This is a genomic window from Variovorax sp. W2I14, from assembly GCF_050435205.1.
GTDB classification, from domain to species: domain Bacteria; phylum Pseudomonadota; class Gammaproteobacteria; order Burkholderiales; family Burkholderiaceae_C; genus Variovorax; species Variovorax paradoxus_C.
This window is the reverse complement of the sequence record NZ_JBNDJX010000001.1, coordinates 392,621-418,005: the sequence shown is the minus strand read 5'-3', so window position 1 is coordinate 418,005 and position 25,385 is coordinate 392,621. Positions and strand designations below refer to the sequence as shown.

The window sequence follows — 25,385 nt, the reverse complement described above, 5'->3', positions numbered from 1 at the left end:
CGGTTCGGAAAACATGGCGCCGTGCGCGCGCCCTTGGCGTTACAGATCGGCCAGGACGCGGATGTGCGCTTCCACGCTGCGTGCCAGCGCATCGAGGTTGTAGCCGCCCTCGAGCATCGACACGATACGGCCGCGCGCATGGCGCTTGGCGACATCGTGGATGCGGCTGGTGATCCAGGCAAAGTCGTTCTCGGTCAGGCCGAGCTGTCCCAGGTCGTCCTCGCGGTGGGCGTCGAAGCCCGCGCTGATGAACACCATCTGCGGACGGAATTCTTCGAGCCGCGGCATCCATGTGGCTTCGATGAGCTCGCGCACATCCATGCCCCGCGTGTACGCCGGGATCGGCAGGTTCAGCATGTTCGACGCCGGGTGCTCGGTGCCGCTGTACGGATAGAACGGGTGCTGGAAGAAGCCGACCATGAGCACGCGCGGATCGTTCGAGAGGATGTTCTCGGTGCCGTTGCCGTGGTGCACGTCGAAATCGACGATCGCGACCCGGTCGTAGCCATGCACTTCGAGCGCATGGCGCGCAGCGATGGCGATGTTGTTGAAGAAGCAGAACCCCATTGCCCGCTCGCGGCAGGCGTGGTGACCCGGCGGACGCACCGAGCAGAACGCGTTCTCGATATCGCCGGCGATCACCGCATCGGTCGCGGCGATGGCCGCGCCGGCACCGCGGCGCGCGGCCAGCAGCGTGAAGCGGTTCAGGGAGGTGTCGGGGTCGAGCTGCGCGTGGTCGGGGCCGCCGGCGGGCTCGTCGGCCACCAGGCGCATATGAAGCTCTTCGAGGAGTTCGACGTGCTCGACGCTGTGGGCCCGGGTGAGCTGCTCCAGGGTGGCCAACGGCACTTCGCAGTGCTCGAGCGCATCACTGACGCCCGTAAGCAGCAGCCGGTCTTCGATGGCATCCAGCCGCTCGGGGCACTCGGGATGACCCCGGCCCATGTCGTGCTTCCAGAAGTCGCGGTGTGTGAAGTAGCCTGTCTTGCCCATGTGTCTCTGTCGCCACGTCTAGACCTCACGCGGCATGGGGCCGCCAGGTCTTACGGTATCGTTTGCATATGGATACAAATATGGACGTTGCTGCGAAGCTTGCCACTTTGCTGAGTCAGCTTAACACGGTGATTGTCGGCAAAGAGGCGCAGGTGCGCGACTGCGTGGCCTGCCTGCTCGCTGGAGGACACCTCCTGATCGAGGACGTGCCAGGGGTCGGCAAGACCACCCTCGCCCATGCGCTTTCGCACACATTCGGTTTACAGTTTTCGCGGGTTCAGTTCACCGCGGACCTGATGCCGGGCGATCTTTCGGGGGTCGCGATCTACGACCGGGGCCAGCAGGCCTTCGTCTTCCACCCCGGTCCGATCTTTGCGCAGGTGCTGCTGGCCGACGAAATCAACCGCGCGAGCCCCAAGACCCAGAGCGCCCTGCTCGAGGCGATGGAAGAAAAGCAGGTCACCATCGAAGGCGAGACCCGCCCGCTGCCGACGCCCTTCTTCGTGATCGCCACACAGAACCCGCAGGACCAGCTTGGCACTTTTGCGCTGCCCGAATCGCAGCTCGACCGCTTCCTGATGCGCATCTCGCTCGGCTACCCCGACCGCGCCGCCGAGCGGCTGCTGCTCTCGGGCGCCGACCGGCGCGAGATGCTCGCGAGCCTGCCCGCGATGCTGACCGCCGGCGAACTCACCGCCATCCAGCAGCGCGTGCAGCAGGTGCACGCCTCCGAGCCGCTGCTCAACTATGTGCAGGACCTGATCGCCGCCACCCGCTCGGGCCGCTGGTTCCTGCAGGGCCTGTCGCCGCGCGCCGGCATCGCGGTGCTGCGCGCCGCCAAGGCGCAGGCACTCTTGGCCAACCGCAACTATGTAGCGCCCGACGACGTGCAGTCCGTGCTGCCGCAGACCATCGCGCACCGGCTCACGCCCGTGGGCGATGCGGGCCGGGGCGCCGTCGAGCAGGTGCGCGCCATGATCGCGGCGGTGCCATTGCCGTGAGTCCGGTCGGCGCCCTGCGCGCGCGCATCGACGGCTGGTTCCTGTCCCGGCGGCCGCCGTCTGACACGCTGGAGCTCACCCAGCGCAACGTCTACATCGTGCCCACGCGGGCCGGCTGGACGCTGGCGGCCACGTTGCTCGTGCTGCTGGTCGCGTCGATCAACTACCAGCTCAACCTCGGCTACCTGCTGACCTTCTTGCTGGCCGGCAGCGTCGCTGTTGGCATGCACGTGTGCCACGCCACGCTGCGCGGCCTCGCGATGCGCATGATGCCGCCCGAGGCGCATTACGCCGGTGCGGCCGCCGTCTTCCGCGTCGTGCTGCACAACGAGCGGCGCAGCGTGCGCTATGGCATCGGGATGGCGGTGCGCGGCAGCGGGCAGTGGGCCTGGACCGATGTGCCGGCCGAAGGCACCTCCACCGTCGAGATCGCGTTCCTGCCCGAGCGGCGGGGGCTGCATCCGGTGCCGCCGCTCACCGCCGAGACGCGCTTTCCGCTCGGCACTTTCCGCGTCTGGACGGTCTGGCGGCCCGCGGCGCAGATGCTGGTGTATCCGGCGCCCGAGGCGCATCCGCCGCCGTTGCCGGCCGGCGAGCCCTTGTCGGGGCCGGCGGCCATTTCGGCTGCGCAGCGCGCGCATGGGGCTGGGGAGTACGACGGCGTGCGTGCGTACCGGCGCGGGGATCCGCTCAAGCTGGTGGTCTGGAAGAAGGCTGCGCGTGCGCAGGCGACTGGGTCGGAAGACCTCGTCAGCCGCGATACGCAGCACACGCAGCGCGAGGAGCTCTGGCTCGATGCGCAGGCTGCTGGGCTTGCTGACACCGAGGCACGGGTGTCGCGGCTTTGTGCGTGGGTGTTGATGGCGGATCGGCTGGGGGTGGACTATGGGGTTCGGGTTGCTGGGCGGGTGGTGAAGCCCTCTCAAGGGGAGGCTCATCGGAGGGCTTGCCTGGAGGCGTTGGCTTTATGTTGAGGTTTTGTGGGTTTTCTTTCCGAGGCCGGGTCTCGCCCCGGCAGGCGACCTACTTTTCTTTGCTTCGCCAAAGAAAGGTAGGCAAAAGAAAGGCGACCCTGCTGTCTGCGTCCCTCCGCTTCGCTTCGGGCAACCTGCGGTGCTCACGTTCCGCGGGGTCTCGCCCAAACTCGCTTCGCTCAAACAAGGGCGAACCCTTGTCCGCGAAACGCTGCGCTCCTCGGCGCATACAGAAGGGCTTTCGGCCGCGCCATCGCTGCGCTCGGCGTTCAAGCCAGACCGGGCCGTCGCTGCGCTCGGCCTTTGCGGCATCCAACAAACCAAATAAGCACAAGCACACAACCGATTCAAGGCGGACGCGCGCTCGCGCGTGTCCGCCCTTCGGGCCGAGCGAGGCAATGGCCCGTTCGGTGCCCAAGCCCCTCTGGCTGCGCCGAGGAGCGCAGCGGTTCGCGGATCAGGGCTCGCCGCTGTTTGAGCGCAGCGAGTTCGGCGAGACCCCGCGAACCGCGAGCACCGCAGGTTGCCCCGTAGCGCAGCGCAGGGGTCGCAGCCAGCGGGGTCGCCTTTTCTTTGCTTACTTTCTTTTGGCGAAGCAAAAGAAAGTGAGTCGCCCGCCGGGGCGAGACCCGGCCTCAGCCCCCCGCCAGGGTCACCCCGCATGAACAAGCTGATGCTCAAGCTCGCAGCCCTCCCAAGGGATGCAAGAGACACCCTCTTCCTCCTGACAGTCATCGCATTGATAGTCCTGCCGCAAGTAGAAAACTTGCCTTGGTGGTGCACAGCCCTGACAGCCTTGGTCCTGCTCTGGCGCGGCTCGCTCGCCATCGAGGCCCGCCCGCTCCCCGGCAAATGGTGGCGAATCGCGCTGCTCGCCCTCGCACTCGCGGGCACCTACGCCACCCACCGCACCCTGCTAGGCCGCGACGCCGGCGTCACGCTGATCGTGATCCTGCTGGCCCTCAAGACACTGGAGCTGCGCGCCCGCAGAGACGCGTTCGTCGTTTTCTTCCTGGGCTTCTTCGCGATGCTCACGAACTTCTTCTATTCGCAGTCGCTGCTGACGGCCTTCACGATGCTGCTCGCGCTGCTGGGCCTGCTCACGGCGCTGGTCAACGCGCACATGCCCGTCGGCAAGCCATCGCTGCTGCAGGCCGCGCGCACGGCCGGATGGATGGCCCTGGCCGGCGCGCCGATCATGCTCGCGCTGTTTTTGCTGTTCCCGCGCTTCGCGCCGCTCTGGGGCACGCCGAGCGATGCGATGGCCGGGCGCATGGGGCTCTCGAACACGATGCGCGTCGGCACCATCGCCGAGCTGGCGCTGGACGACAGCATCGCGGCGCGCATCAAGTTCGAAGGCGATCGCTCGCCGCCGCAGAGCCAGCTCTACTTTCGCGGCCCGGTGCTCGGGCAGTTCGATGGCCGCGAGTGGTCGGCATTGCCAGCGTGGGCACGCGGCGGCCAAGGCTCTGCCAACCTGCGCGTGATCGGCGAGCCGGTGCGCTACGAAGTCACGCTCGAACCCAGCAACCGCCCCTGGCTGCTGACGCTCGATGCAGCGCAGAAGGCGCCCGAAGCCCCCGGCCTCGAAGTCATGGGCACGCCCGACCTGCAGTGGCTCTCGAGCCGCCCCGTCACCGACCTGCTGCGCTATCGCGCGGAGAGCTATCCGCAATTCCAGAGCGGTCCGGTGCGGCGCATGGGCGGGCAGTTGCAGGCTTACCTCGCCTTGCCGCCCGGCACGAACCCGCGCACCGCGGCGCTCGCGGCGGAAATGCGCAACGACCCCGCACTCGCCGGTGCCGCCACACCCGCCCTTGTCCAGGCCGCGCTGCGACGCCTGCGCACCGGCGGCTACACCTACACGCTGGAACCCGGCGTCTACGGCAACGACACGGCCGACGAGTTCTGGTTCGACCGCAAGGAGGGCTTCTGCGAACACATCGCCTCGGCCTTCGTGGTGCTGATGCGCAACCTGGGCATCCCCGCTCGCATCGTGACGGGCTACCAGGGCGGCGAGCTCAACAGCATCGACAACTACTGGATCATTCGCCAACGCGACGCGCACGCCTGGGCCGAGGTCTGGCAGGAAGGCGCCGGCTGGGTGCGCGTGGACCCAACGGCCTCGGTTGCACCCGGTCGCATCGGCCAGTTGCAACGGCTCGTGCCGCAGCCGGGCCTCTTCGCCGGCGCGTTCGGCGCAATGAGCCCGACGCTGGTGCAGAACCTGCGCGCCGCCTGGGAGGCGGTGAACAACGGCTGGAACCAGTGGGTGCTCAGCTACACCCAGAGCCGCCAGCTGAACCTGCTGAAGAACCTCGGCTTCGATGCACCGAGCCTCGAAGACCTGGCCTATGTGCTGCTCTACCTGGTGATCGCCGCGAGCCTCGCCGGCGCGGGCTGGACGCTGTGGGAACGCAGCCGGCACGACCCGTGGCTGCGCCTCCTCGGCCAAGCCCGCGCGCGCCTCGCGAAAGCCGGCCTCGCGGTGCCCGAGACCGCCCCGCCGCGCCAGATGGCCGCCCAGGCCGATGCACGCTTCGGCCCCGCCGCGCAACCGGTGCGCGACTGGCTGCTCAAGCTCGAGGCACAGCGCTATGCAGAGGCCGCGCCCGAAACGCTCGCGGCCCTGCGCGCGGAGTTCAGGCGGCTCGCCTGGCCGGTCGCAAATCCACGCGGCTGAAACCACATGTGTCCCGCCGGCAGCCTCGCGCGGGCGGGCGGCACAATCGGCCGATGCGATTCCTTCTCCCCAAGCCCTCTCGCGCCACCGCCGCCATCGTTCTTCTCATCGCTTGCTGCGTAGGTTCCACGGGGGCTTCGGCCCAGAAATCGGGCAATGGCCGCAACGGCGCCTCGAACCCCGTGCGCGGCAGCATTCCCTACGCCACGCGCGACGATGCGATGCAGTTCGCGGACGATGTGGCAGCACGCCGCGGCCTCGATCGCGAATGGGTGCGCGCCACCATCGGCAGCGCGCGCTTCCTGCCCAACGTGCCGCGGCTGATGCTGCCCGGCCCGGTAGGCACGGTAAAGAACTGGCAGACCTACCGCAGCCGTTTCATCGACCCGGTGCGCATCGCGGCCGGCGTGCGCTTCTGGCGCGACAACGCGGCCACTCTGGCGCGGGCCGAGCAGGTGTACGGCGTGCCGCCCGAAATCGTCGTCGGCATCATCGGCGTGGAAACCATCTACGGCCGCAACATGGGCAACTTCCGGGTGATCGATGCGCTGGCCACGCTGTCCTTCGATTTCCCGCAGGGCCATCCGCGCGCGGCCGAGCGCGAAGCCTTCTTTCGCGGCGAGCTCGAAAGCTTTCTCAGCACCGAGAGCCGCACCGCCGAAGACCCGCTGGTTCCCCTCGGCAGCTACGCCGGTGCCATGGGCATGCCGCAGTTCATGCCCAGCAGCATCGCCAAGTACGCGGTCGATTTCGATGGCGACAGCCGCATCGATCTGGTCAACAACCCCGCCGACGTGATCGGCTCGGTCGCTAGCTACTTCAAGGGCTTCGGCTGGACGCCCGGCATGCCCGCCACCTACCCGGTGCATTTCGAGGAAGCGCGGCTGAAGAAGTCGCTGCTGCTCGCGCCCGACATCCTCCCCACCTTCAGCGCCGACAGCTTCGTGGCCGCCGGTGCGGTGCCCGAGGGCGAAGGCATCCGCCACAAGGGCCTGCTCGCGCTCGTCGAGTTGCAGAACGGCGCCGACGCACCGCCGACCTACGTGGCAGGCACGCGCAACTTCTACGTGATCACGCGCTACAACTGGAGCAGCTACTACGCGATGTCGGTGCTCGACCTCGGCCAGGAGGTCAAGGCCGCCATGGACCAATAGCGCTCACCCATGATGAAGCCCGAGGCGCTGCTTGCGAACTGGACCGAGGCCTGGCGTGCCCTGGGCATCGAAGCGCCCGACCTTGCCCTGTGCGCCGAGCTGCAGCGCCGCTATGGCGAGCCGCAACGCCACTACCACACGATGCAGCACCTCTGCGAATGCCTCGCCTGGTTCGAGCGCGAGAAAGCGCTGGCCGAACGCCCCGGCGAAGTGGCGCTCGCCCTCTGGTTCCATGACGCGATTTACGACGTGCATGCGCACGACAACGAAGCACGCAGCGCCGACTGGGCGCGTGAAATCGTGCGGGCTGCGGGAGCGAGCGACGAAGCGGCCGAACGTATTCATTCCCTCGTGATGGCCACGCGCCACGACGCGGTGCCCGAAGGCCGCGACGCCGAACTGCTGATCGACATCGACCTCTCCATCCTCGGTGCCGAGCCGGCGCGCTTTGCCGAATACGAGCGCCAGGTCCACGCCGAGTACGCCTTCGTGCCCGACGAAGTGCGCCTGCCGCGCCGGCGCGCAATCCTGCAGCGCTTTCTCGATCGAGACGCCATCTACGCCACGCCCCGGATGCACGCGCTGCTCGAGGCCCGCGCGCGCATCAACCTCCAGCAGTCCATTTCCCAAGCGCCGCGGCGCTGACCGGCTCGCAGCGCGAAGGCTCAGGCCGGCACCAACCGCCACCACTCGGTGCGCGGCAATTCCTCGTTGCGCTCTTCTTCGACGATGCCGAACAGCAGGCCGTCGCGCGAAGCGCCGAGCTTCGCCAACTGCAGCAAGCGCTCGGGATCGCGGCACAGCATGAAGCTCGCATCGCCCTGCCATTCGAGGCAGCGGCCGACCTCGGCGAGCATCAGCGCCGGCTGGCTCTGCATGAAGGTGAACGGCATCGGGAGACCCGCGTCGAGCTGCTCCAGCCCCGTGTAGGTGGCGCCCCATGCGCCGCGTTTGCTGGCGACGCGCAGGCGCGCACCCTGCGGCAGCGCGGCTTCGTCCGCCATGTCGAGACAGCGGCGCGCGCCGTACATCGCCAGCTCGGTCCACAGGCCGACGCGGCGCGGCCGACGGCCCAGGCGGCGTGCAAGTTCGTCGCGCCAGTCCGCGGGCGGCGGATGAACGACGAAATGGGCGACGGTGCGCCAGACGGTTTCGGCCCCGGCATTCATGGCGATATCTCTAGGCAAGGCATTCATTGATGCACCCTTGGCGCTACGCGCCTTCCCGCCAAGCGGGAGCGAGCTTGCTTGGGGCGGCCCGGCGCGGCGCTCATGCGTGGCAATCCTTCAGCAGCAGCGAGGCATGCCCGCCGCCGAAGCCGACCACGTTGAGCAGGATGTTGCGCAGCTTCGCGGGCGGTTCGGTGCTCAGCGTGATGCCCAGCGTTTCGTCCAGCGGATAGTCGGTCGAGGGCCAGGCGCCGCCCTCGATGCAGCCGACCAGGAGGGCCAGCTCGGCGGCACCCGCCGCGCCGAGCGTGTGGCCGAGCGACGACTTGAGCGACACCAGCGGCGGCAACCGGTCGAACACCTGCTTGAGCGCCTCCACCTCGATGGCGTCGTTGACCGGGCTGCCCGCGGCCTGCACCTTGATGAGGTCGATGTCTTCCGGCCGCAGCCCGCTCTGCGCGAGCGCCGCCTGGCACATGGCGCGCACCGCGCTGGCTTCGGTGCCCGACGGGTTGCGCCCGTCGACCACGTTCGCGCCGCCCGTGATGCGCCAGCGCGTCGGCCGCGAGCCCAGCCGCAGCGCCGCCACGGCTTCGCCGAGCACCAGCCCCCTGCGCTCCGCGCCGAAGGGCTGGGCGTTGCCCGGTGCGAGCAGCTGCATCGCGCGAAAGCCGGCCGCGGTGAAGCGGTTGTCCAGCTCGGCGCCGAGCACCAGCGCCTCGTCGGTGCCGCCGCTCCTGATCAGGTCGGCGGCCGCCAGCACCGCGTTCAGCGCCGAGGTGCAAGCCGTGGAAATCGTGAAGACCGGACCCTGCCAGTCGAGCGCCTCGCAGACGATGGTGGCGAAGTCCTGCAGGTCGCCGCCCAGCCGCAGGTCGGGCTTCGCGTGCTCCATGTAGCCGATGTCCAGCGAGGACGACGCGACGAAGAGCGGCGCGGTGCGGTCGCCCCACTCGCCAGTCTGCGCGACCACGTTGCGTATGGTGCGCCGCACGCGCTCGAGCCAGTTGCCCTCCTGCGGCGGCAGCTTGTAGACCGGCCAGCCGTTCCCCTTGGCGATGGTCACCGGCGTCGGCGGGACGCCGCCGCGCCGCAATGCATCGAGCGCGCCGGGCATGTCGTTGCCGAGCACGCAGGCAAGACCCGTGGCGGCCAGGTAGACGCCGCCGCTCATGGGTGCACCCTTGGCGCTGCGCGCCCTCCCGCCAAGCGGGAGCGAGCTTGCTTGGGACGGCCCTGCGCGGCGCTCATGGGTGCACCCGTTGCGCTGCTGTGCTCATGCTTTCCCCGCCTGCACGAGGTGTTCCGCCAGATGGGCGATGGAGGTCAGCGCGCGACGCGTTTCCTTGCTGTCGGGCATGCGCACGCCGAACTGCTGCTGGATCGCCATCGACACCTGCAGTGCATCGAGCGAGTCGAGGTCCAGCCGCGCCTCGGGGCCGAACAGCGGCTCGTCGTCGCCGAGGCCGCCGGGGGGCGCATCCCGCTCGACGGCTTCGAGCACCATCGCCTTGAGGCTGGCTATGAATTCAGGGGTCACGCTACTCACGGAGTACTCACGATGTGCGCCTGCGAAACAGAAAGACTGCGAGAAGGAACATGGCGGCCGCAAACGCGACCAGCCGGCCAACCTGCGGCAATGCATCAATCACGCCGCCGCCGCGCAACAGCACGGTCAGCAACGCCTCGAGGCCCCAGTTCATCGGCGAGACCTCGACCAGCCGCTGCATGAAGCCCGGCATGACGAACTTGGGCACCATGATGCCGCCTGCCGCCGCCATCAGCACGTTGACCATCGGTCCGAGCGTAGCCGCTTGTGCATGGGTTCGCACGAGGCATGCCAGCGCGAGCGACAGGCTCACCGCGGCAAGGCTCACGGCCGCGAGCGACAGCAGCAACGCGGCCCAATGGATGCCCGCGAGCGAGAGCGCATCGCCGCCGATCAGCGGCATGAACCAGATGCCGGCCGCGAGCATGAGCAGCGCCTGCAGCGCGTTCACGCCCAGGTACGGCAAAGCCTTGGAAGCGAGCAGCATCGTGCGCGACACGCCCAGGCTCTGCAGCCGGCCGAGCGCGCCCGAGCCGCGCTCCTGCACGAACAGGCTGGAGAGCGAGGCCACCACGAAGAACATGCCGAAGACGAGCCAGGCCGGCACGTTCTGCTGCACCGAAGTGGGCCGCGGGCCGGCGGTGGAGAAGCGCTCGGCCTGCACCATCGCCTGGATGGAGGCATCGGGCGCCGGGCTGGCGGTGCCGGGCACAGCGAGCGCGAGGCGCGCCTTCAGCTCGCCCGATGCGCCGATGAGTTCCGCGCGCAGTGCATTGAAGAGATTGGCGTCAATGCCCGGCTCGGCCAGCAGCCGGATGTGCGCGCGGGTCGAGAGCGCAGCCGATTCCAGCTCTTCCGAGAGACCCGGCTCCAGCACGATCACGTACTTGAGCGACCCGTTGCGAAGGCGCTCCTGCCAGTCCGCGCCGAGCGGCTGCGGCGCACCATGGCTGCGCTGCCAGATCTGCAGCAGCCACTTGGCGGGCGTCGCGGTGTCGCGCGCGTCGACCGCGTAGGTGAGTTCGGCAAGCGGCGGCCGGTAGATGTCCTTCAGCGTGAGCGACATCAGCACGATGAAGACCATCGGCATCAGGAACAGCACGGCGAGGCCGTGCATGTCGCGCACGAGGGCGAGCAGTTCCTTCTTGATGAGCGCGGGCAGCATGCGGTTCGGTCGGTCAATCTCGCAATGAGCGGTGGGTCAGTGCCATGAAGAGTTGCTCGAGGTCATGCCGGCCGAACTCGGCGTGGCGCACCGCGATGCCCGAGGCTTCGAGTGCCGCCAGCACCGGGCCGGGGCCGCTGCCGGGGTTCAGGTGGATGCGCCACTGCGCGGCCCCCTGCTCCACCGTGCCGAAGCGCGACAACATGTCCACATCGAGCCCGTCGGCGGCCAGCGTGAGAAGCATCGCACTCCTGGACAGCAGATCGTCGAGAGACCCTTCACGCAGTACGCGGCCATGGTCGAGGATGGCCACGCGGTCGGCGATGGCCTCGATCTCTTCCATGTAATGCGAGGCGTAGATCACCGCCGCACCCGCTTGCGCAAGGCTCTTGATGGCATCGAGGATGAACGCGCGCGACTGCGGATCGACGCCGACGGTCGGCTCGTCGAACAGCATGAGCTCGGGCTCGGGCAGCAACGCGATGGCAAGGTTCAGCCGACGCTTGAGGCCGCCCGACAGCCGGTCGGCGCGCACGCCAGCGAACGACTCGAGCTGCGAGAAGCGCATGCAGGCGTCGATCCGCTCGCGCTTCCGCGCACCGGAGAGCCGGCTCGCCGCGGCAAAGCAGGCGAGGTTCTCGGCCACCGTGAGCATCGAATAGAACGCCTGGTCCTGCGGCGCGACCGCGATGCGGGTCGGCGTTTTCGCGCGCACCTGCTGCAGCAGCCTGCCGTCGATCAGGATCTCGCCCGATTGCACGGCGAGCGCGCCCGAGAGGTGCGAGATCAGCGTGGTCTTGCCCGCGCCGTTCGGACCGAGCAGCCCCAGCACGCAGCCCCGCGGCACGGCGAGCGAGACATCGGCCAGCGCGGGGGCCGTGGCGTGCGGGTAGCGGTGTCCGAGATGCTTCAGCTCAAGCATTGTTCAGGCGACGGCAGCCTTCAGATCGCGGAAGAAGGTCTCTTCCTGCTGCGCCTGCTCACGCAGCTTGCCCGCGAGCGCGGCCGGATCGACGGGTTCTCGCCCCTTCACCATGCGCGCCGCCTTGAGCGCGAAGGCACGCCAGTCGTCGCCGATGGCAATGAGCCGCTCCGACATCTGCGTGAGCTGCGGCTTGCCGAGCAGTTGCGCGGCCTCCTGCAGGAAGCCCGCGTAGATGAAGCGAAAGCCCGCGCCGCCCGTGCCGATTTCTTCCTGCATGCGCACCAGGTGGCCGATGAAATCGACGCTGCGCGGATCGGTTGCCGACAGCCGCTGCATCCGGTTGGCCAGCGTGCGCATGCCGCGCACGCCGACGATGGGAATTGGCGCGAGCATGTTGCGCACCGTCTTGCGGATGGCCTTGGTCACCGAGGCCGGATCGACCGCCTTTCGATCGATGGCCTGCGGGTAGTACATGAGGCCCTTGGGCGCGAGCACGCCCTTGGCGAAGCGCGCGCGCGAGAGGTCGGCGCTCGCGCAGCGCACGGGCTCCTCGAACACCGGGTCGCTGATGAGGTAGTCGTCGCCGTCCTTGCCGTAGACCAGGAGGTTGTGCGCGTTGAAGTGAAAGCGCATGTTCGGCGGAAAGTACGGCAGCCAGTACACCGAGGTCTGCAGGCCCACGAGCCGGCCGTCGGCCAGCAGCGCATCGAGCCGCTGCTGCCCGGCCTCGGGGCTGCGGAAGGTCTCGAAACTGAAGCGCGCGGCCATCGGCGCCAGCAGGCCCTTGATGATGGCCTTGGGCGGCATGCGGTACGAGATGAGCGGCAGGCCGGACAGCTTGATGAACGGCAGGTAGGCGAACGACAGCGCCGACGACAGTCCCAGCGCCATGCTCTCGGTCATCGGCGCGCCGTGGTGGCGCATGAGGCTGGAGATGACGCCGCTTTCGCAGTGCGCCGCCTGTTGGTGTTGAAAGTTCACGGCAGGGCCTGCAAGGTGGAAATCGGAAGGCCCAGCGCCTCGGCATAGCGCGCCAGGTGCGCCTGCGACAGCGCGGCGAAATGCCGCGGCTGCAGGTGGCGCCGCACGCGCCATTGCCAGAAGCCGCTGGTCTGCGAGAGCAGCGCCACGTCCATGCGGCGCTCGTACATCCAGTATTCAAGCGGCGATGCGAGGCCGGCCTTCGCCCGCTCTTTCGCTTCCTTCGCCTGCTCGACCAGCACGTCGACCGCATGGCTGGTGACGATCTCTTCCGCCTCCCAGCCGCGCGAGGTGGTCGTGACGACGCGGCCCTCTGCATCGCGCGCGTACATCAGCTTGGAATGGCCGTCGAGGGTCGCGTTGCCCTCCTGCGGAACAGCGTCTAGATCCATGGCTACACCGCTTCCATGTGGATGAAGCCGCTGGAGAAGCGGCCGCTTTCCGGAACGAACATCAGGAGCTTGTGGCCGGGCTTTATGCGCCCGGAACGGAACAGCTCGTCGAGCATGATGTAAGGCGATGCCGACCCGGTGTTGCCCTTGCGCGCGAGGTTGCTGAACCATCGCTCACGCGGAATCGAAAAGCCCATCTCATCGAGGCAGCGGCTCACGGGCTCGACGAAATAGTTGGACGAGAGGTGCGGCAGGAACCAGTCGATGTCCTGCGCCTTGAGCCCGCGCTTCTCGATGACGGCCGCGAGCGGCTCGGCGAGCGTGGCGCGCACGATGTTGTCGTTGAGCAAGCGCACGTCCTGCTTGACGGCGAAGGTCGAGTCGCGGTGCCAGTCGGCGGCGTCGGTGCGAGCCCAGCCGTCGAGGCCGCCTTCGGCGTTCTTGTCGGCGCCGGCGTACATGCACACCGGCAGTTCGTGCGCGGCGGACGACAGGTCGATCCAGTCGATGCGCAGCGAAAGCGGCCCGCGGGCTTCGCGCTCCAGCAGCACCGCACCGGCGCCGTCGGACAGCATCCAGCGCAGGAAGTCTTTCTCGAAGGCCAGCTCGGGCCGTTCTTCGAGGGCTTCGAGCTTGTGCTCGAGCTCGGCCTCGAAGCGGGAGCCGCGCATCACGGCCGATGCCAGCTCCGAGCCCGTGGCGACCGCGCGGCGCGCATCGCCCGAGCGCACCGAGAGCCATGCGTGCTTGAGCGCCGCGGTGCCCGCGAGGCAGATGCCCGCGCAGGCCACCACTTCGAGCCGCGGCCAGCCGAGTTCGCCGTGCACCATCACCGCGTGGTTGGGCATGAGCTGGTCGGGCAGCGAGGTGCCGGTGGCCAGGCAGTCGACCGGGCCGATGTCGTCGCCCAGCCCGCGAATGGCCGAGGCGGTGAGCTGCGCATTGGTCATGGCCAGTTGGCCGGTCGCGCGGTCGATGGCGTAGTGGCGCGACTGGATGCCGTTGCTGCGAAGAATCAGCCGCCGCGCGCGCGACGCCTTGCCGCCGATGCGGCCGAGCACTTCTTCGATGTCTTCATTGCTGACCGGGGAAAAGGGCAGGAAGGCGGCGGTGCGGGTCAGGAAGACATCAGTCGTCATAGAGATGGGAGCGGTCCGTGGCGGAGCCCGACGGGCACTCGAATTGGGCCGTCATTTTAGTCAGCCACCCCTTGAACAAAGGTCGCAGAAGCGCCTGCAGCGCCAGGCTCACCGGCACGACCGTGACGATGAGCGCGAGCAGAAACACCACATAGAGCAACAGCAGCGGCTTGCGCGCCCAGGCGCCGGGTCCGCCGGCCGCCATGATGAGCTTGCCCCAGAGGAAAAAGCTGCGGGTGCCGGCCTTCTCGCTGATGAGCAGGCGCGCATTGGCCTGCACCGCGCCGAGGCCCGCCAGCAGCGGCCCGGTGCCGCGCTCCAGGTCGCCGTGCAGCGCATCGCGCAGCGCGCGGCCGAAGCGGCCCGAACTGCGAATTTGCGTAGCACTGAGCCCCGCATCGGGCATGCCCCAGAAGCCGCGCTTGCGGCCCCATATGAGCCACGCCGGCGTGGTGAAGAAGGTGGCGAGCGTCGGGCCAGGGTCGGTCAGCACCACGTTGTCGATGAGGCGCGCGCCCACGTCGTCGAGCATGCCCTTGAGCTTTTCATGCGCCAGCAGCCACATGTTGCGGCATGCAATGACGGTGACCACGGGTTTGCCCTGGAGCAGCCGTGCGGCCAGCGGATGCTTGAGGAAGGCCGTGACCGGCTGCGATGGCGCCAGGAACCACACCTGGTACGGGAGGATGACGAGGTCGAAATCCTCGTCGCCCGTGAGCGAGAGCGGCGCGAGCGGCGGCGGCTTCAGGTGGGCCGATTCCGGGAACGCGTCGAAGAATGTGATGAAGGGCCAGGGGAACGGAAACGGCGCCAGCGGACGCAGGGTTTCCTCGTGCACCTCGATGGCCGGGTCGGCCCGCAGTGGCGCGACGATCTGCTCGGCGACGCTGTCGAGCTGCCCGGATTGGGAGTAGTGGATCACCAGGACGCGTTTGGGACGTGCGGCAGGGCTGGCGGAACTGGGAGAACTGAAGGTCACTGGGTGGGCGGTTTCGAGGGCCGTCGAATGTAAGCCAAGCATTAGCAAAACGCATCTGCCATTGGTCATGCCGTCGCGCCGATCCCACGGCCGGGCGCGCGACCCGTGTTGTTCCCGATAGCTCCATTAGCAAAAAAGGGGCCGCACCCTCCGGCGCGGCCCCTTTCACTGGGAGATCAGGCAGTTCGGGCAGACGCGCGCTCAGCGCACCTTGCCTTCCTTCCAGGCACCCAGCAGCTTGTTGTAGTCGATGGTCTCGCCCTTGGGCTTTTCGTTGGCCAGCTTCTTCCACGGTGCGTGCTGGTCGCTCAGCCACTTGTTCGGGTCGCCCTTGGCGTTGAGCTTGGGCGCGCAATGGGCCATGCCAGCGCGTTCCAGGCGTGCCATCACGGCGTCCATCTCGTCGGCCAGGTTGTCCATTGCCTTCTGCGGAGTCTTCTCGCCGGTCACGGCCTCGGCCACGTTCTTCCACCAGAGCTGCGCGAGCTTCGGATAGTCGGGCACGTTGGTGCCGGTGGGCGTCCACGCCACGCGCGCCGGGCTGCGGTAGAACTCGACCAGGCCGCCCAGCTTGGGCGCCATGTCGGTCATCGCCTTGCTCTGGATGTCCGATTCGCGGATCGGGGTCAGGCCCACGATGGTCTTCTTGAGCGAGACGCTCTTGGAGGTCACGAACTGGGCGTAGAGCCAGGCGGCTGCCGTCTTGTTGGCGTCATGGCCATTGAAGAACGACCACGAACCCACGTCCTGGTAGCCGTTCTGCATGCCCTGCTTCCAGTACGGGCCGTTCGGGCCGGGCGCCATGCGCCACTTGGGCGTGCCGTCCTCGTTCACCACCGGCAGGCCCTTCTTGGTCATGTCGGCGGTGAAGGCCGTGTACCAGAAGATCTGCTGGGCGATCTGGCCCTGCGCCGGCACCGGGCCCGATTCGCCGAAGGTCATGCCCATGGCTTCCTTGGGCGCGTACTTCTTCATCCAGTCGATGTACTTGGTGAGCGCGTACACGGCGGCCGGCGAATTGGTCGCACCGCCGCGCGAGACAGCGGCGCCCACGGGCGTGCACTTGTCGTCGGCCACGCGGATGCCCCACTCATCGATCGGCATGCCGTTCGGATTGCCGATGTCGGCGGTGCCGGCCATCGAGAGCCACGCATCGGTGAAGCGCCAGCCGAGCGACGGGTCCTTCTTGCCGTAGTCCATGTGGCCGTAGATCGGCTTGCCGTCGATGGTCTTGACGTCGACGCTGAAGAACTCGGCGATGTCTTCATACGCGCTCCAGTTGAGCGGCACGCCCAGCTCGTAGCCGTACTTGGCCTTGAACTTGTCCTTCAGGTCCTTGCGCGCGAACAGGTCGGCGCGGAACCAGTAGAGGTTGGCGAACTGCTGGTCGGGCAGCTGGTAGAGCTTGCCGTCGGGCGCGGTGGTGAACTTGGTGCCGATGAAGTCCTTCAGGTCGAGGCCCGGGTTGGTCCACTCCTTGCCCGCGCCGGCCATGTAGTCGGTCAGGTTCATCATCTTGCCGTAGCGGTAGTGCGTACCGATCAGGTCGGAGTCGGAGATCCAGCCGTCGTAGATCGACTTGCCCGACTGCATCGAGGTCTGCAGCTTCTCGACCACGTCGCCTTCCTGGATCAGGTCGTGCTTGACCTTGATGCCGGTGATTTCCTCGAAGGCCTTGGCCAGCGTCTTCGATTCGTACTCGTGCGTGGTGATGGTCTCCGACACGACCGAGATTTCCTTGACGCCCTTCGCCTGCAGCTTCTTGGCCGCGTCGATGAACCATTTCATCTCGGCCGCCTGCTGGTCCTTGCTCAGGGTCGACGGCTGGAACTCGCTGTCGATCCATTTCTTGGCTTCGGGCTCTGCGGCCCAAGCACCGTGCGCGGCGAACATCGCCGCTGCCATTGCCAATGCCGTGTAGCGCATCTTCATGAATGTGTCTCCTCGGTTGTGCTTCCCCGGTTTTTTCATCGCGGCTCCGGGGAGGCGGAGAGCCGGACGCGTTTGCGAAATTGGTAGGGTTTAGCCTTTGCGCATCACAAGGGCCAGCACGAACATCGACAGCACGAAGCTGATCCAGATCGAGGGCTCCGCCTCCAGGCTCATCCATTCCTGGAACTTGCCGGCCAGGCCGATGAAGATCAGGTTCACATAGGCCGCCGACAGCAGGCCGATGAAGAGCCGGTCGCCGCGCGTGGTGGCAATCGGCAGCCAGCCGCGCCGCATCGTGGTGGGCGACTTGAATTCCCATACCGTCATGCCGACCAGCATGAGCGCGATGCAGATGAAGAACACGGCCACCGGGGTGGTCCAGACCATCCAGTCGAACATCTCCAGCCCTCCTTAAACGCGGCCCATCGCGAAACCCTTCGCGATGTAGTGACGCACGAACCAGATCACGATCGCGCCCGGCACGATGGTGAGCACGCCGGCCGCCGCAAGCGTCGCCCAGTCCATGCCCGAAGCGCTCACCGTGCGCGTCATCGTCGCGACGATGGGCTTGGCATTCACGCTGGTGAGCGTGCGCGCCAGCAGCAGCTCGACCCAGCTGAACATGAAGCAGAAGAACGCCGCCACACCCACGCCCGCCTTGATGAGCGGCAGGAAGATCGTCGCGAAGAAGCGCGGGAACGAGTAGCCGTCGATGTACGCCGTCTCGTCGATCTCGCGCGGAATGCCGCTCATGAAGCCTTCGAGAATCCACACCGCCAGCGGCACGTTGAAAAGCAGGTGCGCAAGCGCCACGCCCAGGTGAGTGTCCATCAGGCCGACCGTGCTGTAGAGCTGGAAGAACGGCAGCAAAAACACCGCGGGCGGCGTCATGCGGTTCGTCAGCAGCCAGAAGAACACGTGCTTGTCGCCGAGGAACGAATAGCGCGAGAACGCATAGGCCGCCGGCAGTGCCACGGCGAGCGAGATCACCGTGTTGATCGCCACGTAGATCAGGCTGTTGATGTAGCCCGAGTACCACGACTCGTCGGTGAAGATGCGCGCGTAGTTGGCCCAGGTCAGGTGCTGCGGGAAGAACGAGAAGCTCGAAAGAATCTCCTCGTTCGTCTTGAAGCTCATGTTGATCATCCAGTAGATGGGCAACAGCGCGAACAGGATGTACAGCACCAGGAAGATGCTGCGCTTGTGGAAGCGTTTTTCGTTCATTGTTCTTTCTCCACTTCTTGCGTACCGACACGCTGCATCCAGTTGTAGAGCACGAAGCAGAACAACAGGATGATCAGGAAATAAATCAGCGAGAACGCCGCCGCCGGCCCGAGGTCGAACTGCCCCACGGCCTTCTGCGTGAGGTATTGGCTCAGGAAGGTCGTCGCATTGCCTGGCCCGCCGCCCGTCAGCACGAAGGGCTCGGTGTAGATCATGAAGCTGTCCATGAAGCGCAGCAGCACCGCGATCATCAGCACGCCGCGCATCTTGGGCAGCTGGATGTAGCGGAACACCGCGAACTTGCTCGCGCCGTCGATGCGGGCGGCCTGGTAGTAGGCGTCGGGAATGGAGCGCAGGCCCGCGTAGCAGAGCAAGGCCACCAGCGGCGTCCAGTGCCACACGTCCATCACCAGCACGGTGAGCCATGCGTCGGTCGCGCTGCCGGTGTAGTTGTAGTCCACGCCCATCTTCTGCAGCGCATGGCCCAGGAGGCCGATGTCGGCGCGGCCGTAAATCTGCCAGATGGTGCCGACCACGTTCCATGGAATCAGCAGCGACAGCGCCACCACCACCAGCACCGCCGACGACTTCCAGCCCTTGGCCGGCATCGAGAGCGCGAGGCCGATGCCCAGCGGAATCTCCACCAGCAGCACCGACAGCGAGAAACCCAGCTGGCGCCACAGCGCCTGGTGCAGCTCGTCGTCGCGCATCACCGCGGCGAACCATTCGGTGCCCACGAACACGCGGCGCTCGGGCGAGATGATGTCCTGCACCGAGTAGTTGACCACCGTCATCAGCGGCACGATGGCCGAGAAGGCCACGCAGATCAGCACCGGCAGCACGAGCCACCAGGCCTTTTGATTGATCGGCTTGTTGGTGGCGTTCATGCGACCAGTTCCTCGTCTTTGTAATAGCAGGTGTGCGTGTCCAGCACCCGCAGCCACACCGTGTCTCCGACTGCAGGCGGCTGCTCGTCGGAGTGCAGCCGCACCTTGACGACGATGCCGTCGACTTCGGCGCTCAGCATCGCGTGCGTGCCGACGTCCTGCACCTGCTTGACCACCGCCGGCACGGCGCCGGCGGCACCGGCGTTCGACAGCCGCAGGTATTCAGGACGAATGCCGATCTTGAGCGCGCCTTGCGGCAGCTCGCGCGTCGGCACCAGCGGCGTACCTGCCACTTCGAGCGCGCCGTTCGCGCTCGTGGCCGAGAGGAAGTTCATGCCCGGCGAGCCGATGAAGTGACCGACGAAGGTGTGGGCCGGCCGCTCGAACAGCGCCTCGGCGCTGCCCACCTGCACGGCCTTGCCGCGCGTCATGACCACCACCTCTTCGGCGAAGGTGAGCGCCTCGACCTGGTCGTGCGTCACGTAGATCAGCGTGAGCTTGAGCTCGCGGTGGATCTGCTTCAACTTGCGACGAAGCTGCCACTTCAGGTGCGGATCGATCACGGTGAGCGGCTCGTCGAAGAGCACGGCTGACACGTCGCTGCGCACCAGGCCGCGGCCCAGCGAAATCTTCTGCTTGGCATCGGCCGCAAGACCTGCCGCGCGCTGGTTGAGCTGGCCGCTCATGTCGAGCATTTCGGCGATTTCGCCGACGCGCTTCTTGATCTGGTCTTCGGGCACCTTGCGGTTGCGCAGCGGAAACGCGAGGTTCTCGGCCACGGTCATCGTGTCGTAGATCACCGGGAACTGGAACACCTGCGCGATGTTGCGTTCCTGCGGCGTGGCGTGCGTCATGTCGCGGCCATCGAACTTCACCGAGCCATGCGATGGCACGAGCAGGCCCGAGATGATGTTGAGCATGGTCGTCTTGCCGCAGCCCGAGGGGCCGAGCAAGGCGTAGGCGCCGCCGTCGCGAAAGCTCATCTTCAACGGCAGCAGCGCGTAATCGCTGTCCTGCGTCGGGTTGGGGCGGTAGGCGTGGGCCAGGTCGAGATCGATGCGTGCCATCTCAGTTTCCCTTGCGCCATGCAGGCGCGAGCGCCAGCTTTTCGCCGGCATCGAACACATAGGCTTGCGACGCGCTGAAGTACAGCGTGATCGAAGCGCCCAGCTCGAAGCGGTGAACGCCGGTGAGCTGCGCCACCAGCTCGCCCACCGCGGTGTGCACGTGCACGAAGGTGTCGGAGCCGGAGATTTCGGCCAGCTCGACCTTGCCGGGCAAGGCGATGTCGCCCTCGCCCGCATTCACGTTCAGCGCGCTCGCGCGGAGGCCGACGGTGACCGCGCCCGACACGCTTTCGGGCAAGGCCATCGCCAGCGCCGGGCCGCCCGCCAATTGCACCTGGCCGGCGCTTGCGCTGGCGGCCAAGAGGTTCATCGGCGGATCGCTGAAGGCGCGCGCCACGCGCAGCGATTGCGGCGCATGGAACACCTCGGCGGTCGGGCCGTATTGCAGCAGTTCGCCCGCGTCCATGACCGCGGTGTAGCCGCCGAGCAGCAGCGCTTCGCCGGGTTCGGTGGTCGCGTAGATCACTGTCGAGTCGCCGGTGGCGAAGAGCTGCGTGAGCTCTTCGCGCAGGCCCTCGCGCAGCTTGTAGTCCAGGTTCACCAGCGGCTCATCGAGCAGCATCAGCGGTGCGTTCTTGGCGAGCGCGCGCGCCAGCGCCACGCGCTGCTGCTGCCCGCCCGACAGCTCGGCCGGCAGGCGGTCGAGGAACATGCCGATATGCAGCTTGTCGGCCAGCGCCTTCACGCGCGCATCGATGTTCTTCTCGCCGCGCAGCTTGAGCGGCGAGGCGATGTTGTCGCGCACCTTGAGCGAGGGGTAGTTGATGAACTGCTGGTAGACCATCGCGACGTTGCGCTCGCGCACCGGCATGCCGGTCACGTCCTTGCCGTCGACCAGCACCCTGCCCGTCGTCGGCGTGTCCAGCCCCGCCATCAGGCGCATCAGGCTGGTCTTGCCGGCCTGCGTGGCGCCCAGCAGCACGGTCACCGCGCCGCTCTTGGGGGCGATGCCCTGTTCATAGAGCCATGTCTGCGCGCCGACCTTCTTGGTGACGCGCTCCAGAGTCAGCTGCATCAGCTCACCTCCACTTCCACTTTGTCGTTGTTCTTCGCGTTGGCCTGGAGCCAGGCCGCAACCTGTTCGCGCTCGGCCGGCGTGTAGTGCAGGCCGAGCTTGGAGCGGCGCCAGAGCACGTCGTCCGAGCTCACGGCCCACTCATGGGTTTGCAGGAAGCGCAGTTCGCGCTCGTGCAGGTCGGGCGCCACCGCGGGGCCCAGGTCGGCGAGCGACTTCGCATCGCCGAGCAGTTCGGACACCCGCGCACCGTAGGCCCGCGCGAGGCGGCGCGTGAGCTTGCCGTAGAGCCAGGGGTACTTGGCCTGCACGGCCGAGACGAAGCGCTCGAAGTCGTCGTCGGGCCGCTTCGCAGCGCCGATCCACGCCGAGAGGTCGCCGCCGGCGAGGAATGCGCCGTCGGTCCACGCGGGACGCTGCGCGTTCGACTGGCCCAGCATCTTGCCGACCTCGTCGGCCGCGTCTTCCGCGAGCTTGCGGAAGGTGGTGATCTTGCCGCCCCACACCGACAGCAGCGGCGCGGCAGTGGTGTTCGACTCCAGCATGTAGTCGCGCGTGACCGCCGAAGGGTCGCCCGAGGCGTCGTCCAGCAGCGGGCGCACACCCGAGTAGGTCCACACCACGTCGGCCGGCACGATGGGCTTCTCGAAATAGCGGCTGGCCTGCGTGCAGAGATAGTCGATCTCTTCCTGCGCAATGCGCGCGGCGCCGGGGTCATCGCCGTTCAGTTCGATGTCGGTGGTGCCGATCAGCGTGAACTCGTCCTGGTAGGGAATGGCGAAGATGATCCGCTTGTCGGGGTTCTGGAAGATGTACGCGTGGTCGTGCTCGAACAGGCGCGGCACGATGATGTGGCTGCCCTTCACGAGCCGCAGGCTCTTCGTGGCCAGCGATTCGCCCTTGGCCGATTGCGCGACGCCGCGCAAGAACGATTCGGCCCATGGCCCGGCGGCATTCACCACGGCGCGGGCGCGAACGGTGCGTGTGCCCTGCGGGCTTTCGAGCGTGGCGGTCCAGCCATCGGCATCGCGCTGTGCATGGGTGCAGCGGGTGCGGGTGAGCACCTCGGCACCGCGCGCCTTTGCATCGAGCGCGTTCAGCAGCACGAGGCGCGCGTCGTCGACCCAGCCGTCGGAATAGACGAAGCCGCGCTTGTACTGGTCCTTCAGCGGCTTGCCGGCCGCATGCTTGCGCAGATCGACGCTGCGCGAGCCCGGCAGCACTTCGCGTTTGGCGAGGTGGTCGTACATGAACAGGCCGATGCGGATCATCCAGGCCGGGCGCATCGAGGGGTCGTGCGGCATCACGAAGCGCAGCGGCCACATGATGTGCGGCGCGCTCTTGAGCAGCACCTCGCGCTCCTGCAGCGCCTTGCGCACCAGCGAGAACTCGTAGTACTCGAGGTAGCGCAGGCCGCCGTGGATCAGCTTGGTGGAGGAGGAAGACGTGTGCGAGGCGAGGTCGTCCTTCTCGCACAGCACGACGCGCCAGCCGCGGCCGGCGAGGTCGCGCGCGATGCCGCAGCCGTTGATGCCACCGCCGACGATCAGCACGTCGCAATCGGTGGTGGGCAGCGGCGGATTGGAGGAGGAATCGCTCACAGGCAATGGGTCCGTAGAAGCGTGACTTTGGTCACTGAAGGGCGCCATTGTATTTTCGTGTTTTTTCATTTGGATTCCTTTTGACGCGATTTTCCTCCGAGTTTTCCCTTACTCGGGTTCGTTTTGGTTCGCTTTAAAGTGACGCGCCCTGTACCCTCCCCTGCACTCCCCGCAGTCTTTACGCACTCCACGACGCTTTTGTGAATTCCAACCCGCGCCAGATCAACCTCCTGGACACCGTGCGCACGCGCGGTTCCGTCACCGTCGAGCAACTCGCCGACATGCTGGGCGTGACCCTGCAGACCGTGCGGCGCGACGTGCAGCGGCTGGCCGACGAGGGGCTGCTCACGCGCTTTCACGGCGGCGTGCGCATGCCGAGTTCGACCACCGAGAACATCGGCTACCAGCAGCGCGAAACCCTGAATGCCGAAGGCAAGGCGCGCATCGCGCAGCGCGTGGCCGAGCTGGTGCCCAACGACTGCTCGCTGATCCTGAACATCGGCACCACCACCGAGGCCATCGCCAAGGCGCTGATGCGCCACACGGGCCTGCGCGTGATCACAAACAACCTGAACGTCGCCACCATCCTGAGCGGCAACAGCTCGTGCGAGGTGATCGTGGCCGGCGGCTCGGTGCGCGCGCGCGACCGCGCCATCGTGGGCGAGGCCACCATCGATTTCATCCGCCAGTTCAAGGTCGATATCGCGCTGATCGGCGTTTCGAGCATCGAGGCCGACGGGTCGCTGCGCGACTTCGACCTGCGCGAGGTGAAGGTCGCGCAGACCATCATTGCGCAGGCGCGCGAGGTGTGGCTCGCGGCCGATGCGAGCAAGTTCAACCGGCCCGCGATGATCCAGTTGGGCACGCTCTCGCAGATCGACCGGCTGTTCACCGACGCCGCGCCGCCCGCGCCCTTCGCCGACCTGCTGCATGCGGCGCAAGTGCGCCTGGAAATTGCGCGCGGCCACTAGCAGACAAGCAACGAGATTCGAAGAATGACGACCACTTACCTCCTCGCCCTCGACCAGGGCACCTCCAGCTCCCGCAGCATCGTGTTCGACCACGCAGGCCACATCGTCGCCATCGCGCAGAAGGAGCTCACCCAGATCTACCCGCAGCCCGGCTGGGTCGAGCACGATCCGATGGAAATCTGGCGCAGCCAGCTCGCCACCGCGCGCGAAGTGCTCGTGAAGGCGAAGCTCAAGCCCACCGACATCCACGCGATCGGCATCACCAACCAGCGCGAGACCACCGTGCTGTGGAACCGCAAGACCGGCCAGCCGGTGCATCACGCCATCGTCTGGCAGGACCGCCGCGCCGAGCCGCTGTGCGCGCAACTGCGCGACGAAGGCATGACGGACACGATCCGCGAGAAGACCGGCCTCGTGATCGACGCGTACTTCTCCGGCACCAAGCTGCGCTGGCTGCTCGACAACGTGCCCGGCGCGCGCGCCGAGGCCGAGCGCGGCGAACTGGCCTTCGGCACCGTCGACAGCTGGCTCATGTGGCAGCTCACCGGCGGCAAGGTGCATGTGACCGACGTGAGCAACGCCTCGCGCACCATGCTCTTCAACGTGCACACGAACGAGTGGGACGCCGACCTGCTGGCCGCGCTGAAGATCCCCGCCGCGCTGTTGCCCGAGGTGCAGCCTTCGAGCTCGCACTTCGTCGACACCGATGCCGCGCTGCTCGGCCACAGCCTGCCCGTGGGCGGCGTGGCGGGCGACCAGCAGAGCGCCCTCTTCGGCCAGGCCTGCTTCGAGGCCGGCATGGCCAAGAACACCTATGGCACCGGCTGCTTCCTGCTGATGCACACGGGCGCCGCGTTCCAGCCCTCGCACAACGGCCTGCTCGTGACCAGCGCGGCGCAGGTCGATGCGACGCCGCAGTACGCGATGGAAGGCAGCGTGTTCGTCGGCGGCGCCGTCGTGCAGTGGCTGCGCGACGGGCTCAAGGCCATCAAGGGCAGCGCGGAGGTGCAGTCATTGGCCGAGAGCGTGCCCGATGCGGGCGGCGTGATGATGGTGCCGGCCTTCACCGGCCTCGGCGCGCCCTACTGGGACGCCGATGCGCGCGGCACGATCACCGGCCTCACGCGCGGCACGACCGTCGCGCACATCGCGCGCGCCGCACTGGAAAGCATCGCCTACCAGAGCGCCGCGCTGCTGCAGGCCATGAGCCGCGATGCAGTGGCCGCCGGCGGCAAGCCGGTCGCCGAGTTGCGCGTGGACGGAGGCGCGAGCGTCAACGATCTGCTGATGCAGTTCCAGGCGGACCTGCTGGGCATTCCGGTGGTGCGGCCCGAAGTCATCGAGACCACCGCGCTCGGCGCTGCGTACCTCGCGGGGCTCTCGACGGGCGTCTACACCGACGCGCGGCAGCTCTCGAAGCTGTGGAAGGTGGAGCGCCGCTTCCTGCCGACCATGGGCCGCGCGCAGGCCGAGGAATCGATGGCGCGCTGGGAGCGCGCCGTGCGTCAGGCCACGGCGACCTGA

General features: G+C 67.4%; 24 protein-coding genes. 7 read left to right on the top strand and 17 right to left on the bottom strand.

Going from position 1 to position 25,385, the window contains the following annotated elements:
• Nucleotides 1-39: 39 nt before the first annotated feature.
• Nucleotides 40-993 carry a histone deacetylase family protein gene (locus tag QF040_RS02000; protein ID WP_429609584.1) on the bottom strand — a complete coding sequence of 318 codons (954 nt, stop codon included), beginning with the start codon at nucleotides 991-993 and terminating at the stop codon, nucleotides 40-42.
• 80 nt (nucleotides 994-1,073) lie between these two features.
• Between QF040_RS02000 and QF040_RS01995 the strand changes: the two genes are divergently transcribed.
• The 5 genes from QF040_RS01995 (at nucleotide 1,074) to QF040_RS01975 (ending at nucleotide 7,450) form a co-directional block, all read left to right on the top strand.
• Nucleotides 1,074-1,994 carry an AAA family ATPase gene (locus tag QF040_RS01995; RefSeq protein WP_307508500.1) on the top strand — a complete coding sequence of 307 codons (921 nt, stop codon included), beginning with the start codon at nucleotides 1,074-1,076 and terminating at the stop codon, nucleotides 1,992-1,994.
• Nucleotides 1,991-2,968, top strand: coding sequence for a DUF58 domain-containing protein (locus QF040_RS01990; protein WP_429609582.1), 978 nt, complete (start codon nucleotides 1,991-1,993; stop codon nucleotides 2,966-2,968). The genes QF040_RS01995 and QF040_RS01990 overlap by 4 nt, the downstream gene beginning before the upstream one ends.
• A gap of 661 nt (nucleotides 2,969-3,629) precedes the next feature.
• The gene (locus tag QF040_RS01985) at nucleotides 3,630-5,651 is read left to right on the top strand and encodes a transglutaminaseTgpA domain-containing protein (protein WP_429609581.1); all 2,022 of its coding nucleotides are present in this window, start codon (nucleotides 3,630-3,632) and stop codon (nucleotides 5,649-5,651) included.
• Between the two features lie 53 nt (nucleotides 5,652-5,704).
• A complete protein-coding gene (gene mltB, locus QF040_RS01980) occupies nucleotides 5,705-6,805 on the top strand; it encodes a lytic murein transglycosylase B (RefSeq protein WP_429609580.1) in 1,101 nt (366 codons plus the stop codon).
• A gap of 12 nt (nucleotides 6,806-6,817) precedes the next feature.
• Nucleotides 6,818-7,450: an HD domain-containing protein gene (locus QF040_RS01975; RefSeq protein WP_429614600.1), complete on the top strand. Its 633-nt coding sequence runs from the start codon at nucleotides 6,818-6,820 to the stop codon at nucleotides 7,448-7,450.
• Between the two features lie 20 nt (nucleotides 7,451-7,470).
• Here the strand turns inward: QF040_RS01975 and QF040_RS01970 are convergent, their stop codons facing one another.
• From QF040_RS01970 to glpD, 16 genes are all read right to left on the bottom strand, one after another.
• The gene (locus QF040_RS01970) at nucleotides 7,471-7,974 is read right to left on the bottom strand and encodes a hypothetical protein (protein WP_429609578.1); all 504 of its coding nucleotides are present in this window, start codon (nucleotides 7,972-7,974) and stop codon (nucleotides 7,471-7,473) included.
• Between the two features lie 100 nt (nucleotides 7,975-8,074).
• Nucleotides 8,075-9,148 carry a beta-ketoacyl synthase N-terminal-like domain-containing protein gene (locus tag QF040_RS01965; RefSeq protein ID WP_429609577.1) on the bottom strand — a complete coding sequence of 358 codons (1,074 nt, stop codon included), beginning with the start codon at nucleotides 9,146-9,148 and terminating at the stop codon, nucleotides 8,075-8,077.
• Nucleotides 9,149-9,250: 102 nt separating this feature from the next.
• Nucleotides 9,251-9,481, bottom strand: a complete 231-nt coding sequence (locus QF040_RS01960) for an acyl carrier protein (RefSeq protein ID WP_429614599.1) — start codon at nucleotides 9,479-9,481, stop codon at nucleotides 9,251-9,253.
• Between the two features lie 49 nt (nucleotides 9,482-9,530).
• Complete coding sequence (locus QF040_RS01955) at nucleotides 9,531-10,688, bottom strand: ABC transporter permease (RefSeq protein ID WP_429609576.1); 1,158 nt, start codon at nucleotides 10,686-10,688, stop codon at nucleotides 9,531-9,533.
• Between the two features lie 13 nt (nucleotides 10,689-10,701).
• Nucleotides 10,702-11,610 (bottom strand): ABC transporter ATP-binding protein, encoded by a 909-nt coding sequence (locus QF040_RS01950; RefSeq protein WP_429609574.1) that lies wholly within the window; start codon nucleotides 11,608-11,610, stop codon nucleotides 10,702-10,704.
• A gap of 3 nt (nucleotides 11,611-11,613) precedes the next feature.
• Entirely contained in the window at nucleotides 11,614-12,594 is a 981-nt protein-coding gene (locus tag QF040_RS01945) for a BtrH N-terminal domain-containing protein (RefSeq protein WP_429609573.1), read from the bottom strand.
• A complete protein-coding gene (locus QF040_RS01940; RefSeq protein ID WP_429609572.1) occupies nucleotides 12,591-12,986 on the bottom strand; it encodes a hypothetical protein in 396 nt (131 codons plus the stop codon). Before QF040_RS01940 ends, QF040_RS01945 begins: the two co-directional genes overlap by 4 nt.
• Nucleotides 12,987-12,988: 2 nt before the next feature.
• The gene (locus QF040_RS01935) at nucleotides 12,989-14,125 is read right to left on the bottom strand and encodes a beta-ketoacyl-ACP synthase III (RefSeq protein ID WP_429609571.1); all 1,137 of its coding nucleotides are present in this window, start codon (nucleotides 14,123-14,125) and stop codon (nucleotides 12,989-12,991) included.
• Nucleotides 14,115-15,146, bottom strand: a complete 1,032-nt coding sequence (locus QF040_RS01930) for a dialkylrecorsinol condensing enzyme (protein WP_429609570.1) — start codon at nucleotides 15,144-15,146, stop codon at nucleotides 14,115-14,117. Before QF040_RS01930 ends, QF040_RS01935 begins: the two co-directional genes overlap by 11 nt.
• A 159-nt stretch (nucleotides 15,147-15,305) precedes the next feature.
• Nucleotides 15,306-17,036 carry an ABC transporter substrate-binding protein gene (locus QF040_RS01925; RefSeq protein ID WP_013540670.1) on the bottom strand — a complete coding sequence of 577 codons (1,731 nt, stop codon included), beginning with the start codon at nucleotides 17,034-17,036 and terminating at the stop codon, nucleotides 15,306-15,308.
• 90 nt (nucleotides 17,037-17,126) lie between these two features.
• Nucleotides 17,127-17,435, bottom strand: a complete 309-nt coding sequence (locus QF040_RS01920) for a DUF2160 domain-containing protein (protein ID WP_013540669.1) — start codon at nucleotides 17,433-17,435, stop codon at nucleotides 17,127-17,129.
• Between the two features lie 12 nt (nucleotides 17,436-17,447).
• Entirely contained in the window at nucleotides 17,448-18,260 is an 813-nt protein-coding gene (locus QF040_RS01915) for a carbohydrate ABC transporter permease (protein ID WP_013540668.1), read from the bottom strand.
• The gene (locus QF040_RS01910; protein ID WP_429609568.1) at nucleotides 18,257-19,147 is read right to left on the bottom strand and encodes a carbohydrate ABC transporter permease; all 891 of its coding nucleotides are present in this window, start codon (nucleotides 19,145-19,147) and stop codon (nucleotides 18,257-18,259) included. The genes QF040_RS01915 and QF040_RS01910 overlap by 4 nt, the downstream gene beginning before the upstream one ends.
• Nucleotides 19,144-20,214: an ABC transporter ATP-binding protein gene (locus QF040_RS01905; RefSeq protein ID WP_429609567.1), complete on the bottom strand. Its 1,071-nt coding sequence runs from the start codon at nucleotides 20,212-20,214 to the stop codon at nucleotides 19,144-19,146. The genes QF040_RS01910 and QF040_RS01905 overlap by 4 nt, the downstream gene beginning before the upstream one ends.
• A gap of 1 nt (nucleotide 20,215) precedes the next feature.
• On the bottom strand, nucleotides 20,216-21,289 hold the full coding sequence (locus tag QF040_RS01900; protein ID WP_429609566.1) for an ABC transporter ATP-binding protein: 1,074 nt from the start codon (nucleotides 21,287-21,289) through the stop codon (nucleotides 20,216-20,218).
• Complete coding sequence (glpD, locus tag QF040_RS01895; protein WP_429609565.1) at nucleotides 21,289-22,959, bottom strand: glycerol-3-phosphate dehydrogenase; 1,671 nt, start codon at nucleotides 22,957-22,959, stop codon at nucleotides 21,289-21,291. The genes QF040_RS01900 and glpD overlap by 1 nt, the downstream gene beginning before the upstream one ends.
• A 131-nt stretch (nucleotides 22,960-23,090) precedes the next feature.
• Here glpD and QF040_RS01890 point away from each other — a divergent pair, with 131 nt between their 5' ends.
• Nucleotides 23,091-23,861: a DeoR/GlpR family DNA-binding transcription regulator gene (locus QF040_RS01890; RefSeq protein WP_013540663.1), complete on the top strand. Its 771-nt coding sequence runs from the start codon at nucleotides 23,091-23,093 to the stop codon at nucleotides 23,859-23,861.
• Nucleotides 23,862-23,885: 24 nt separating this feature from the next.
• Nucleotides 23,886-25,385, top strand: coding sequence for a glycerol kinase GlpK (gene glpK, locus QF040_RS01885; protein WP_429609564.1), 1,500 nt, complete (start codon nucleotides 23,886-23,888; stop codon nucleotides 25,383-25,385).